Genomic DNA, 14176 nt, shown 5'->3' with positions numbered 1-14176 from the left:
TATCTTGCTAGTAACCTTATCTTCATAGCTTTACTGGCGAGAAGACCGAAGACCGGGGCTGCAGACTCTAAATGCTAGTCTTTACTTTAAATAATTCGCTTTGACTCTTTTATTGGTGCAGAAGCGGATACATATATTATCCAAAAAAAATCCTTTCAAATTCAATAAACCATGAAAATATCAATCCTTAGTTTACTTTCCATATTTTTTACATTTGGTGCTTTTGCGCAGCAATTGAGTGGCAGTAGCTCTACTTATTTTGAAATACGAAAGTACTACGCCAACGAAGGCAAATTACCAGATCTGATCAAGCGATTCCAAGATCATACGATGGAACTTTTTGAGAAAAGCGGAATGGAAAACATTGCCTATTTTCTCCCAGTAGATAATACGGATAATTCCATGACTTATATTTTAGGGTACCCTGATGAAAAATCACGGGATCGTATGTGGGAGAAATTTGCAAATGATCCTGAATGGAAGAAAGCAAAAGCAGCTTCTGAGGTGAATGGGGGACTGGTGAAAAGTGTGGATCAGACCTTTATGAAACTGGCCAAAGGCCTAAATGATACACCAACTCCTCAGGAAAGTGGAATTTTTCAGCTTAGAACTTATACATCTTTAGATGGCCGCTTAGATAATCTGCTTAGACGCTTTAAGGATCACACGCAGGATTTATTTGAAAAGCAGGGATTGAGAAATTACCCATATTGGGTGACAGTAGAGAAGGATGGAAGTCAGCCAAAGCTAGTTTATCTTCTGGCCGACAAGGATCAGGCATCGTTTGAAATGGACTTCCAGAATTTCATCAAAGATTCAGCTTGGGTGAAAGCGCGAGATGCATCTGAAGCTGATGGGAAGATTGTAGAAAAAGTTGATGCAGTATTCTTGAAGACTTTGCCTTTTTCTACCTTGAAGTAAAAGGAGTAAATCCATCTTTGGCCTTGAGAGATCTTTGTTTGGAAATAAAAACCCCATTTGCTAAAGCTATTGAGGCTAAACAAATGGGGTTTACTATTTGGTATTGGGTAATGATGATTTAGCCTATATTTTTGATTGGGTTACTTTCAGAAATCCAAAGATATATATCTCTCAAACACCTGATCTCCAATACAATTCTCAAGTGGCCCACAGCCAGGAGAAATCCATATCATCTTATCTTCAGTGAATTTTACTTTTCTTTCAAACGAATAACTATCTGTCTTTTGTACAAGTTCAGTATTTTGTACATATGGCGCATCAGAAGATTCTGGAACACCATAAACAATGGTGGTGTGAGTTGTTAGCTGGTCATCGAGCAGCGTATATTCACCGCTCGATCTAGAAGAGTAGCCCGCAAGATCCTTGCTGTCGGCGTCTAAATAAACAGAAGCTGAGTGGAATATTCCATTTTCTAAAAATGTATAGTATGAGACAAAAAGCATGTTTTCATCAGATGCTATACTGGTTTGCCAATATCCAAGGACCAGAGTTGAATTGTCTATGGGCTTTTCATCTTCTTGGCAGGAGCTAAATAAAAAGGCTCCAAATATGCTAAGTAAAAGTATACTTGTGAAGTTTCTCATGGCTTGATATGATTAGGATTTAAAGTCTATACGAGAACCTTAGTATTTACGCTAAAAGATATTCTGCTTTACAGGAGCTTATTATACCAAATAATTTTGAGAAGAAAAAAAATCCAACCCCGATTCCGAGGTTGGATTTGATGATTTAAAGACTTAGCTATTACTTCGCATTGAATGTCATTGCAGCTATTATAAAAGGTCCAGTTCCGCCTTCGTTTTTAGGTTTTGAAACCACAAATAAGGAATGGAGTTTTCCGTCGGCTGATCCAGTTACAGGTATTGTTAATTGCTCGTAATTAGGAGCATCCGTAGATCCAGTTTTATTCTTTTGAACAAACGAACCTGTTCCTACCAATTCGCCTGTAGGGCTATTTAGCCTTAGTTCAAATACATATTCATCCCCAAGTTCTCCTATGGTGACTGTAGTCGCAGTAATTGAAGAGATGTTAGTAAGGTCTATTGCTTTGATCGCAAACGAAGCTTCATCCTTAGGCACCATCACTAGATTATTGCCATCATAGTTCATGCTGCTGTAGCCACCAATATAGTCAGTAGTATTACCCATGTCTATCGTGTTGCTCTTTAAGAGTACAGTTTTAGAACCACTGAGCGGTTTGATGTTTTGGCCTCCTTGGTCTGTGTAGGAAGCGTTGAGCATCAACACACCCGTAGTAGTTGGTTTTTTACCAGCAGTAGCATCCACAGATCCTGATACAGGAAGAGATGGTGTAGTCACTTGATCTAGCGACAGAATATACGCAACTAAAGCATTCAAATCAGAATCTTTCATTTCTGGATTCGCAGGCATAGCAACTTCTCCCCATACGCCTCCGCCACCATTTTTGATCTTGTTCTTTAAGTAGTCAGCGTCACTTTGGTTGTATTTTTTAGCCACATCCAAGTTAGCTGGACCTATAGAAACTTCAGCTTCTTTGTGACAGGTTTTACAAGTTAATGTTGTGAAGAGCGATTTGCCCATCATCGCTTCAGACATGACCTTGTGACCCATGTCAGATTCGGCCTTGTCTAAGCCTTCGATATAGTCAGCAGAGATATATAGGGTACTCAAGTCCGAAGCTGCTTCAGGATTATCAGCATCCGCTACCGATACGCTGTATTCGACTTTCTTTCCAGGGAAGTAAAAGGACTGGTTGCCGTTGATTTTAATAGAAACTTCCGGAGCAATGTTTCCAGAATACACACTTGCAGCTGTGCTTGTTCCTTCTAATCCTTGGGAATCTTTGGCAGTAACTTTCACATCGTACTCACCTATCGCGTTAAAGGTATGCGTCAAGGTAGGAACCTCTGTTGTCTTAGTCTCTCCATTTCCCAGATCCCATACATAGGTCATTGCATCTTTTTCAGGATCTGAAGCCGTTGCGTTAAATGTAACTGTCAACGGATTTGACCCTGAAGTTTTATCCGCGGAAATTTTACTTACTGTAGGTGCTCTGTTACCACCATTAAAATCTATCCTCGAAAGTCCTGAATCAGGATTTTTAGAGAACCAACCATTCCCGTATTCCAAGATATAGATTTTACCATCAGGGCCCATTTCCATATCTATCAATGCATTGAATTTGGTGTTTGGCATAAATGCTTCCATTTTGTCAAAATCACCATTTTCCTTGATCGTTACAGCCTTAATCCAACCTCTGATCCAATCATATATGAAAATCTTACCATCATAATAATCAGGGAATTTGGTATCTGAAGTGTACATGTCAGAATAATAAATAGGACCTGCCATTGCATTTCTTCCGCCAGAACCAACTTGTGGGAATTCTTCGGACTCCCCGTAAGGATACCAGATGAACGCTGGTGCTAATGCTGGAAGATCAGTTCTACCCGTATTATTTACTGAATTGTTTTTTGGACCGCTTGGATCGAAAGCAGCTCCCGATACACCAGTTACATAATCAAATTCATGGTAGGCATAGTTGTTTCCCACAAAATATGGCCAGCCGAAATTACCCGCTTTTCTAGCTTGGTTTAACTCGTCATATCCTCTAGGACCTCTAGTGTCCATACTATCAGCACGGGCATCCGGCCCTACTTCACCCCAATATAAGAAGCCGTTTTTCTGATCTATAGATATTCTGTAAGGATTTCTATTTCCCTGCACATAGATTTCCGGTCTAGTTCCTTCTGTTCCTACCGGGTAAAGATTGCCCTCAGGGATATCATAAGAACCATCTTCTTTTACTTTGATTCTAAGTATTTTGCCTCTCAAATCATTTGCATTTCCTGAAGATCTTCGTGCATCGAATTGCTTATTTCCAGGTCTTTGATCCAGTGGAGCATAACCATTATTTATGAATTTAGAGTCTGCTTGGTTAAAAGGAGTAGAGTTGTCACCCAAGGAAAGAAACAAATTACCATCCTTGTCGAAGGCGATTGATCCACCAGTATGGCAGCAAATATTTCGATCAGAATGAACATCTAAAATGACAACTTCAGAAGCCATATCCCACGTGTCGTTTTTAAAAGTAAATCTGGAAAGTCTATTGATTTCTTCTGTCCCTGTAGGTGCATAGTAAACAAAAACATAACCGTTTTCCGCAAAATTTGGATCCTTTTGAATCCCCATTAAGCCTTCTTCCGCATTGACTCCTTTGACCTCCGTTTTCCAGTAAACGTCAAGTTTGCCTACTTCTTTTATTTCTTCAGTCTCAGCGTCGAACATCAAAATTTCACCTCTTCTTTGTGCCACAAGGATATCCAAGTTTGGAAGAATAGTCATTTCAGTTGGCTCAGTAAAAGCACCGTACGCATAAGTAGTTTTGGTGAACCTATTTTCCTCTGGTACTCTCTTGCTTTTTGCTTTAGTAAAATCTAATTCCTTATTGTCTCCAATAGCATATTCAATTCCAGCTAATACATGTTTTAAATACTGTTCTTCTTTGAAAGACTCATTGGTATGACCACCGCCAGTATAAAAGGCACGCCCTCCGTCGAAGTCATGATACCAAGCGATTGGATGTTCTCCCATATCAAGTCCACCTTGATATGAATTTTCATCCAAGGTTAAAAGTACATTGACTTCAGTATTCATTTTCTGATAGGAGTACCACTCATCAGTTCTTTCCCAAGGGGAAGGGAGGAATGAAGTTGAGGCATTGCTTGCATCTACCACAGTTATTTTTCCAGCCTGAACATTTGGATGTGGATCGTTGATCCCTGGGTGATCTACGAAATAACCTCCTACTAATTTCCCATACCAATTCCAGTCATATTCCGTGTCTGCGGCTGCGTGAATACCGACAAAGCCACCGCCAGATTGAACATATCTTTCGAAATCTGCCTCTTGGTAGGTATTTAGCACATCACCTGTAGTACTTAAGAATATTACTGCAGCATATTGTGACAAATTCTCCTCAAAGAACATCTCTGCTTGTGTAGTGGTGTCCACCTCAAAGTCATTATCTATTCCAAGTTTTACAATTGCTTCTATTCCTTGAGGGATGGACTCATGGTGGAATCCAGCAGTTTTGCTGAATACAAGTACTTTAGGCTTTCCAGAGCGGGAGTTACAGCTCCAGAATCCTATACTCACAATCAGTCCTAGCAGCACTAGGCTTCTTAGGTTTTTTGGGAAATTCATAGGTAATATAATTTTTGGGTAAATAGGTTATTAAAACTCGGTTGAGAGTTGGGCTTACAAATTGGTGATTTTTTTGTTAGCTATTGCACATAATGTCTATTTGAAACAATAGGTTTAGCAAAAAGATTATTGTTCTATAATTCTGGCACCTTCGGAAAGTGTTATTTGGATAAATTCAGCTTCAATGTTAAATTTTGCACGATAGGCAGCTTTAAGGGCTGATTGAAAATCATTTATGTGTGCATTTGAAATCAAATTTATAGTGCAGCCTCCAAAGCCGCCGCCCATCATTCTAGATCCAAGTACGCCAGGTAATTCCCAAGATTGTTCAGCGAGAAAATCTAGTTCTTCGCAGCTCACTTCAAAGTCTTCACTTAAGCTTCTGTGGGATTCTTTTAACAAGTTTCCGAAAGCATTTAAATCACTCGCATGAAGTGCATTTGACGCTAAGTTCACACGCTCGATTTCTGTGATGACGTGTTTGGCTTTTGGGAAAAGTGTTTCGGGTAAAAGTGCCTTGACTTTCTCAAGGTCATTTATTGGAATATCTCGTAGTGTAGTCGCTTCTGGATAAGTTGCCTTTAGGATTTGAACACTTTCTTCGCACGCTTCTCTACGCTTATTATAAGCAGAATCAGCGAGGCTATGCTTTACTTTGGAATTGACAAGTAGGAGCGAATGTTTGCCCAAATCTACTTCTACTTCAAAATGTGTATTTGTTCGGCAATCCAGCAATAATGCACGATTTTTTACTCCAAAAGCTGAAGCATAAGGATCCATAATGCCGCATTTTACGCCAGCGAATAAATGCTCCGCCTTCTGAGCATAGAGAACAATTGACTTTTTGGTGATGGTTAGCTTAAATAATTCTGTCAATGCTGTGCCGATAGCCACAGATAGTGCGGCTGATGAGGAAAGACCTGAAGCCGGAATATTACCTCCAAAAACCAGATCGAAACCCTCAATTTTATAACCAGCTTGCTGAAATTGTGACACCACACCCATGATGTAGTTTGCCCAATGGCCTTTTTTGGGAGAAAAAGAGTGGATGTCAAAGACAAATTCCTCCTTATAATCCTCAGAATAAATTCGGCATGAAGAGGAGTCGTTTTCTTGAATCGCTACCCAGATGCCCTGCTCTATTGCAGCTGGAAACACTAAACCTTCCTGATAATCAGTATGTTCTCCGATTAGGTTTATCCTAGCTGGAGCGAAGGCCAAAATAGGCTTACTTTGAAAGATTTTCTCAAATGATCTGGCAATATTATTTTTCATTTTTGCTAAGCGCTTTGGTCGATTGGCGTGGAACCAAGGTGGTTTCTAATACGATAGATATAGGGTCGTCAGAAGCGATACCTTCTAGTTGATCAAGTAAATGGCTCACCGCTAATTTACCCATTTCATAGCCAGGCTGAGCCACAGTTGTCAATGGTGGTTCCACTACAGCGGAGGTTGGGTTGTTAGTAAATCCTGCTAATGCCATATCTTCTGGAACTTTGATGCCTATTGATTTCCAAAAGGTCAGAATATCAATCGCGACTGGATCTATCATACAAAAGACACCATCTGGTCTTGTTTTCATATTAGCGATTTCCTTAGCTATGTTGATGTTGCCCTCGGTGGTTAGGTCAGAAATTTTAACTAAATCAGAATCTAACTCAATACCAAACTCATTCAAAGCATGAATATAGCCTTCTTTACGCTTTTTGCTGATGTACAGATCCTCAGGACCTGACACATACATGACACGTTTACATCCAGTTTCTAATAAATATTTGGTCACTTGATAAGCTCCTCCTTCGTCATTAAATGTTACCCTTGATACAGGAATGTCTTCATTAACTCGATCGAAGAGTAAAAAAGGAATTTCTCTATTATAAATATCAAATAGGTGATCATATTGATTTGTCTCTCTACTTAAGGAGATCAATAAGCCATCCACTTGAGATGATACTAAGGTTCTGATATTAGCAATCTCAAGATCGAGCGTCTCGTTCGATTGACAAATCATCACATTGTATCCGCGCTTATTAGCGTAATCCTGAATTCCAGAAATACAGGAGGCAAAGAAATGAGAAGTGATTTCTGGGACGATTACGCCGAGCGTATTTGTACGACTGATTCTAAGACTTTGAGCGAGGAGATTAGGCTGATAATTCATCTCCTTTGCCATATCCACTATTTTTTTCTTAGTGTCAGGGTGTAGCTCAGGAGAGTCCTTCAGTGCTCTGGAAATAGTCGAAACAGAAAAGCCTAACTTCTTGGCAATTTCTTTCATCGTAACCTGATGACCTTTCTTCATGTGGACAATATTATTAAACTATCACTTCTAATCATTCAAAATTGAACGATTCTAAGACGGTAAGATACGGGTTTACTCTTGGTAAATTGTAAATAAAACTGTTTCTCCCACAGCTTTCAAAGTTCTTCGATCAATGATGTCCATATTGTCGCTGTGCTTATGATGATATTGAGAGAAGCCAAAGTCCGGAGAAAATTCAATGATGTCGATCATCGGGATCTTTGCAAATTCATTCACAAATACATGATCATCTAGAATTGAATCTGCGTCTTTATAGATGAAAAAATCTCCTTGACCTATTTGGTGTGCATTATCCCATACCTTCTTTATTATTCCGGATGCATACTGACGGGAATATCCTTCTCTGTAAAATCTTGCTCCTTTGGCACCAACTAGATCTACTAAAATCCCATAATAAGCAGAGTAGTTTGGAATATGCTTGTTTTTGGACCAATGCTGTGAGCCTAAGCACCACCAGATTTGACTATTATCTCTAGTGGTAGCATGCTCTGGTTCGCCGTCATCCTCACCATCAAATAATATTATATCAATTCCTACATTGGGTTTTAATTCCTGAGAACCTATGACTCTTGCGATTTCCAACAAGACACCCACACCACTTCCACCATCATTGGCTCCGTTAATAGGTTCGTTGATACGCTCAGTATCTTTGTCGGCAATTCTACGGGTATCCCAATGCGCAGCTAAAAGGATTCTCTTAGTCGCCTGAGGATTGTAGGAAGCGATGATATTACTCAAGCCCCAAGTGAGACCATCGTAAGTTTTAGCTTCGAAATCCTGGGTTTGAACAGTAAAACCATATCCTTTAAACTTTGACAATAGCCAATTTTTAGTGGCAGAATGGGCTTCAGTTTCGGGTACCCTAGGACCAAAATCAACCTGTTTTTGTACGAAGGCGTAAGCAGAATCTGCAGAAAAGGTAGGGTAGGGCTTTGCTGGACTTTTAGTAGCAAGTTCAGTTTGCTGCTCGGGACTTCCGCATGACCAAGCAAGTGCTACGAGGCCAATCAGCCAAAATCTATTCTTCATATGCCCAATCAATTTTATCTTTCATATCTTTAACTACAAATCCTAAGGCCTTCAGTCCAGCTCTGATCTCGTCTACTTTTGCGTAATCTCTGGCAGTTTTAGCATCTGCATATAATTGCAAAAGTAAATTCAATAGCTCATTTTGATTGTCACATTTCTCCTCAGTCAATCCCAAGATTTCGGAAATAAATAGCTGGTAGGAACTGATCAATTTGTTGAAAACATCCTCTCCAAAAACCTCTGCATTTAACTGTCCTGTATAAATTGAGTTAATTTTTTTCAGCAAATTAAATAGATGTCCTATCGCTTGGGCAGTGTTAAAATCGTCATCCATTGCTCGGTAAGCATTAGTGATAATTTGCTCCACCTGTTGGATCTGCTCCTCATCTTTCTTCATCTCGCTAGCTTCAAAAGTTAGCATTTTGGAGATTCTCAAACCGTTAATCAATTTCTTATAGCCTTTTTGCGCAGCCAGAAGAGCTTCATTGGAGAAGTCCAGCGTAGAGCGATAGTGGGCTGTCAGAATAAAATAACGGATCGTCATTGGGCTATAAGCTTGTTCTAGAAGTTTATGGCTTCCAGTGAAAAGCTCCTGCAAATTGATAAAATTACCCAGAGACTTACCCATCTTCTGTCCGTTGATGGTGATCATGTTATTGTGCATCCAGTACTTGGCAGGATCTTGATGATTGCATGCATTTCCCTGTGCGATCTCACATTCGTGATGTGGAAAAAGTAGATCCATTCCACCACCATGGATGTCAAACTGCTTGCCGAGGTATTTTGAACTCATGGCTGTACATTCTAGGTGCCAACCCGGAAAACCAACTCCCCAAGGAGAATCCCACTTCATTAGATGTTCAGAAGAAGCATTTTTCCAGAGCGCAAAATCAACTGTATTACGCTTTTCATCCTGTCCGTCAAGCGAGCGGCTTCCACTCAGCAAGTTTTCCAAGTCACGACCTGAAAGCTTGCCGTAGTTGTTCGTTTCATTGTATTTCATTACATCGAAATACACAGATCCATTTACTTCATACCCAAAACCCTCCTTTAAAATAGCTTCCACCAAAGCGATTTGCTCTGGGATATGTCCAGTCGCACGAGGCTCGATGCTTGGTTTCCAAGTATTCAAAAGAGCCATATCTCTGTGGTAGCTGTCAGTATATTGTTGAGCAACTTCCATTGGCTCCAGCTGCTCTAATTTGGCTTTTTTAGCGATTTTGTCTTCGCCTTCATCCGCATCTCCTTGTAAATGGCCTACATCTGTGATATTGCGCACGTATCGAACCCTCAAGCCTATATGAGTCAGGTAGCGATTGACCGTGTCAAACGTGATTGCTGGACGGGCGTGACCTAAGTGAGCATCTCCATAGACTGTTGGTCCACAGACATACATGCCTACGAAAGGCGGATTGATGGGTTGAAACTCCTCTTTCTGGCGGGAAAGAGTATTGTATAATTTAAGATTATGCGACTTCATTGGTTGAATCTGTACTAAGTATCAAAAATCAAGAACGGAAAAAGCCCGAAATTGATTCAGGCTGCAAAATAGCGGATTCGAGTGGGGAAAAGAAAGGGAATAAAAATAACTATTATGATCATATGGCTAACGGACACTAGGCACTGACTTTTTTTGCTCAACGTTGGGTTTTACCTCGTCGGTAACACACAAAAAAGACCTTCGAAAGTATGAATTCCGAAGGTCTCGATATGTTGTCTCCTTTGAGATTTTTCCAACCTCGAAGGTATTAATAGTGAAATCTACTGAAACCTTCGGGGTCAAAAAAAGACCCAAAAGGTTAGTAAAATCCTAATGCTTAAAATGTCTCACTCCAGTCATCACCATTGCGATGCCGTTTGCGTCACAGTAATCTACGCTCAACTGATCTTTGATCGATCCGCCTGGCTGAACTACCGCAGTGATTCCAGCTTTGCCAGCGATCTCGACACAATCCGGGAATGGGAAGAAAGCATCAGATGCCATCACAGCTCCATTCAAATCAAAGCCAAATGCCTTCGCTTTGTCGATTGCTTGAAGCAATGCATCTACACGGGAAGTTTGACCAACTCCGCTGGAGAACAACTGATCTCCGTTAGAGAGGATGATCGTGTTTGATTTAGTATGCTTACATATTTTTGCAGCGAATACCAATGCGTCCTTTTCAGCTTCTGTTGGAGCTTTTTTGGTAGCTACAGTGAAATCAGCCTTTGTTTCAGTTGCCAAATCCTTGTCCTGCTCGATCACCCCGTTAAGCAAGGTCTTGATCATTTTAGTGCCAGGAAGGTCCATTTTCTGCAACAATAAGATTCTGTTCTTTTTGCCTTTCAATACTTCTAAAGCTTCGTCTGTGAAAGCTGGTGCTATCAAGACTTCGAAGAATAAGGAATGCATTTCTTCTGCTGCGTCTTTGTCAACCGTTTGGTTGGTAATCAACACACCTCCGAAGGCAGAAGTAGTGTCCGCTGCAAAAGCTTTCTGATAAGCTTCTTTTACAGTTGTTGCCAAAGCAACACCACAAGCATTAGTATGCTTCAAGATAGCGAAGGCTGTTTCTCCTTTGAATTCAGCGATCAAATTCACCGCTGCATCTACATCGACCAAGTTGTTGTAGGAAAGTTCTTTTCCATTCAACTGATCAAAAAGTGCCTCCATATCTCCATAGAAGTGAGCGTTTTGATGAGGGTTTTCTCCGTAGCGAAGAGCTTTTGCTTTGGTTTCTGATACTTTAAGTGCTGAGATGCTTTCCTCTGCATTGAAGTAATTAAATATATGAGTGTCGTAGTTCGAAGAAACCTGGAAAGCCTGAGCCGCGAAATAACGACGGTCAGCTAGGGTAGTTGCTCCATCCTGGGCAGTTAGTCGTTGCTCAAGTTCAGCGTATTGATCTTTGGAAGCAATGATGGTTACATCTTTGAAATTCTTTGCAGCTGCACGGATCAAAGAAATTCCTCCTATGTCGATTTTCTCGATAATATCTGCTTCCGAAGCTCCAGAAGCTACAGTTTCCTCAAATGGATACAAATCAACGATCACCAAATCAATCGCCGGAATGTTATATTCTTCAGCCTGCGCCACATCGCCGTCATTGTCTCTTCTGTACAGAATACCACCAAACACGGTTGGATGAAGAGTTTTTACACGTCCGCCGAAGATGGAAGGGTAGCTTGTCAACTCTTCTACAGGGATAACTTCAGCGCCTTGCTCCTCGATGAATTTCTGAGTGCCACCGGTAGAGTAAATCTTCACTCCATTTTTCTTCAATAGGGCGATGATAGGTTCTAGATTGTCTTTATAAAAGACTGAGATAAGAGCAGATTGAATTTTTTTCGTAGCCATTTGGCAATGGGTTGGTTTGAAAACTTAGGAAGCTGCAAAGGTAAGAAAATTGCTTGGAAGGGAGGTAGTAGAATTGTGAATTACGAAATGCGATTTCTGAGATCTTTGAAACTGTAACCTGTTTTTTCTTCCAATTAAATCAATTCTATAACCAAATGATGAACTTCGAATTAAGAAGTATTTAAAATCTTATTCGTTTGCAGCCTTATATATCGCGTCAAGCAGACTTCCTTTTTCTTTAGTGTCGTTGCCTAATTCCCAGAACATAATACCACCCAAACCTTTTTCCATGATGTATTTGGTTTTCAGTGCTACCGAAACCGTATCGTCATAGGATAAGAATATGCTGTCCGAAGCATTATACATATAAGGTGCTTGTGCTACCTCATCCCAAAAGCGTTTGAAGTGACTGTCTTGTTCGTATTTGTCCCGGATCTGATGATAAGCCATCCAGCCGATATGAAGTCCGCTGCTTAGTTGGTATAATCCATTATTTACTGGAGGCACACCTTTCCATGCTCTGCCGTAGAAGGCTCCACCGATGACGATTTGCTTGGGATCTACACCCTCCTTAATTAGGAAGTCAACAATCTTTTGGGAGGAACGTGGATCGGGATCCAAATTGTCACCGCTAGCATACAAGCTATCCAAATGTGATTTAAAAGGTGTTCCAGCTATATCTTCAGATTTCACATCACCTAATGGCGTATGATGTCCAGTGTAAATGGATACGCCAGATACCTGGTCATAAGTCATCACATTCGTGTAATCAGCATATTTCATTACTTCTGCCATTTCTACATAGTCATAATAGCGCTTCCAGCCAGCAGAAGCGAAAGTCAGAAGTTTAGGAGAATCGAATTTGTCTAGCATTTCGCGTAAACCTTTCATCAAAGCTGTAAAATTCTTGGTGTCTTCTGGACGAGCCATGGTCCCTGCACCTGATATCCCTGGGTATTCCCAGTCCATATCCATGCCGTCAAGCTTATATTTTGTGATGAAATCAGACGCACTTTTGATGAATTTTGCGCGGCTTTCTTCAGTCAAAGCCATATCAGAGAATCCGTCAGCCCCCCAACCGCCACAGGCGATCATAACTTTTAGATCAGAATTTCGATCCTTTTGTTTTACCAGTGCTTCAATCTTTGGACCTGCTACTTCTTCATTTCTGAATTTCATTTCACCATCAATCACATTAGTGAAGGAGTAGATGATGTGAGTCAGCATTTCTACCGGGATATTTTCAGGTCGATAATCACGCTCTGCTACGTAATAAGCCATAATCACAGGATCCGAAGTGGATTCACTTTGAAGAGACTCTTTTGACTGATTTTTAGCAGGAGCAGTACAACTCAGATTAAAAATCAGAAAGAGGAGATAGGGGACGGTAATATTTTTCCAGTTCAATTTAATTCCGGTTGGTCTTTGTTGATAATTTCGAGGAAGCAGCAATTACTTAAATTAAAAACTTTTAAAATAATGATAATGGAAAAACTTATTAAAAAGGATATTAAATAGGGGGATCAATTTTAAAAAGTTGACTAAGTAATATTTAAGAAATAAGAGCCAATACTCTCCTCTAGTTGGGAAGACAAAACAAGTGGCAAAAATAGGTAGTGGCAAAAAAAAACCATGAATCGAGGTGAATTTCGATTCATGGTTTTGTATATAAATTTATAAGATCAATTATTTACCGTCTGAAAGAAGCCATTCCTGAAGTTCTTTAATTTCTTTCTCCTGAGCAGCTATGATTTCTTTGGCCAATGTTTTCATTGCTGGCTCATGTCCATAAATCAATTCAAGCCTGGAATTATCAATTGCAGATTGGTGATGTCCTATCATCAGCATGGCAAAATCATGATCGCTGTCTCCGTTAATAATCTGTAGATCCGCATTTTTGGCAGACCTTTCCATTCCAACCATAGATTCCATTTTAAATTGTGGAACATCACCATGAGCAGCATGTGTACTTAGAAAATTACTTAACTGCTGTATTTCAGCCAATTGCGCGCTAATGATCATCTCAGCCATTTCCTTCATTTGGTCATCATCGCCATTTTGTAGAACTTTCTTTGACATGTCAATAGCTCCCTGATGATGTATCCGCATCATCATCGCAAAATTATTGTCAGGATCATTAGTCATTTCCATTGCCATCATGTTTGCCATCATATCATGCATTATGGCCATCATTTCGTTGTCATCATGATTCTGCACTTTAATAAGGTCGTCATCTTCTACGCAGGCCTGATTAAATAGTAGCACACTCGCTAGTGCAAAACTTCTCATAATTATTTTCATAGTAATTAGTTAGTTTT

General features: G+C 40.1%; 10 protein-coding genes. 1 reads left to right on the top strand and 9 read right to left on the bottom strand.

Going from position 1 to position 14176, the window contains the following annotated elements; translation table 11 throughout:
- Window positions 1-171 precede the first annotated feature (171 nt).
- Window positions 172-921: an NIPSNAP family protein gene (locus tag BVH02_RS02570; protein WP_086498534.1), complete on the top strand. Its 750-nt coding sequence runs from the start codon at window positions 172-174 to the stop codon at window positions 919-921.
- Window positions 922-1067: 146 nt separating this feature from the next.
- Here the strand turns inward: BVH02_RS02570 and BVH02_RS02565 are convergent, their stop codons facing one another.
- The 9 genes from BVH02_RS02565 to BVH02_RS02525 form a co-directional block, all read right to left on the bottom strand.
- A complete protein-coding gene (locus BVH02_RS02565) occupies window positions 1068-1565 on the bottom strand; it encodes a hypothetical protein (protein WP_086498531.1) in 498 nt (165 codons plus the stop codon).
- A gap of 160 nt (window positions 1566-1725) precedes the next feature.
- Window positions 1726-5169, bottom strand: a complete 3444-nt coding sequence (locus tag BVH02_RS02560; protein WP_086498529.1) for a ThuA domain-containing protein — start codon at window positions 5167-5169, stop codon at window positions 1726-1728.
- Between the two features lie 126 nt (window positions 5170-5295).
- Entirely contained in the window at window positions 5296-6444 is a 1149-nt protein-coding gene (gene galK / locus BVH02_RS02555; RefSeq protein WP_086498527.1) for a galactokinase, read from the bottom strand.
- Window positions 6434-7471 (bottom strand): LacI family DNA-binding transcriptional regulator, encoded by a 1038-nt coding sequence (locus BVH02_RS02550; protein ID WP_086498525.1) that lies wholly within the window; start codon window positions 7469-7471, stop codon window positions 6434-6436. The genes galK and BVH02_RS02550 overlap by 11 nt, the downstream gene beginning before the upstream one ends.
- A gap of 72 nt (window positions 7472-7543) precedes the next feature.
- Window positions 7544-8521 (bottom strand): M28 family peptidase, encoded by a 978-nt coding sequence (locus BVH02_RS02545; RefSeq protein ID WP_086498523.1) that lies wholly within the window; start codon window positions 8519-8521, stop codon window positions 7544-7546.
- Window positions 8511-10001, bottom strand: coding sequence for a cysteine--tRNA ligase (cysS, locus tag BVH02_RS02540; RefSeq protein WP_086498522.1), 1491 nt, complete (start codon window positions 9999-10001; stop codon window positions 8511-8513). Before cysS ends, BVH02_RS02545 begins: the two co-directional genes overlap by 11 nt.
- A 330-nt stretch (window positions 10002-10331) precedes the next feature.
- Window positions 10332-11858: a bifunctional phosphoribosylaminoimidazolecarboxamide formyltransferase/IMP cyclohydrolase gene (gene purH, locus BVH02_RS02535; RefSeq protein WP_086498520.1), complete on the bottom strand. Its 1527-nt coding sequence runs from the start codon at window positions 11856-11858 to the stop codon at window positions 10332-10334.
- Window positions 11859-12047: 189 nt separating this feature from the next.
- Entirely contained in the window at window positions 12048-13265 is a 1218-nt protein-coding gene (locus BVH02_RS02530) for a glycoside hydrolase family 18 protein (RefSeq protein ID WP_223271803.1), read from the bottom strand.
- Window positions 13266-13544: 279 nt separating this feature from the next.
- The gene (locus tag BVH02_RS02525) at window positions 13545-14159 is read right to left on the bottom strand and encodes a DUF305 domain-containing protein (protein ID WP_086498518.1); all 615 of its coding nucleotides are present in this window, start codon (window positions 14157-14159) and stop codon (window positions 13545-13547) included.
- Window positions 14160-14176 lie beyond the last annotated feature (17 nt).

The organism is Algoriphagus ratkowskyi, assembly GCF_002150505.1.
In the GTDB taxonomy this organism is placed as follows: domain Bacteria; phylum Bacteroidota; class Bacteroidia; order Cytophagales; family Cyclobacteriaceae; genus Algoriphagus; species Algoriphagus ratkowskyi.
This window is presented reverse-complemented; position numbering and strand designations above follow the sequence as displayed.

What these genes read in the sequence shown, in the direction of transcription:
- BVH02_RS02570 (WP_086498534.1), top strand. Translation starts at nt 172, where the DNA reads ATGAAAATATCAATCCTTAGTTTACTTTCCATATTTTTTACATTTGGT.
- BVH02_RS02565 (WP_086498531.1), bottom strand. Translation starts at nt 1,565, where the DNA reads ATGAGAAACTTCACAAGTATACTTTTACTTAGCATATTTGGAGCCTTT.
- BVH02_RS02560 (WP_086498529.1), bottom strand. Translation starts at nt 5,169, where the DNA reads ATGAATTTCCCAAAAAACCTAAGAAGCCTAGTGCTGCTAGGACTGATT.
- galK (WP_086498527.1), bottom strand. Translation starts at nt 6,444, where the DNA reads ATGAAAAATAATATTGCCAGATCATTTGAGAAAATCTTTCAAAGTAAG.
- BVH02_RS02550 (WP_086498525.1), bottom strand. Translation starts at nt 7,471, where the DNA reads ATGAAGAAAGGTCATCAGGTTACGATGAAAGAAATTGCCAAGAAGTTA.
- BVH02_RS02545 (WP_086498523.1), bottom strand. Translation starts at nt 8,521, where the DNA reads ATGAAGAATAGATTTTGGCTGATTGGCCTCGTAGCACTTGCTTGGTCA.
- cysS (WP_086498522.1), bottom strand. Translation starts at nt 10,001, where the DNA reads ATGAAGTCGCATAATCTTAAATTATACAATACTCTTTCCCGCCAGAAA.
- purH (WP_086498520.1), bottom strand. Translation starts at nt 11,858, where the DNA reads ATGGCTACGAAAAAAATTCAATCTGCTCTTATCTCAGTCTTTTATAAA.
- BVH02_RS02525 (WP_086498518.1), bottom strand. Translation starts at nt 14,159, where the DNA reads ATGAAAATAATTATGAGAAGTTTTGCACTAGCGAGTGTGCTACTATTT.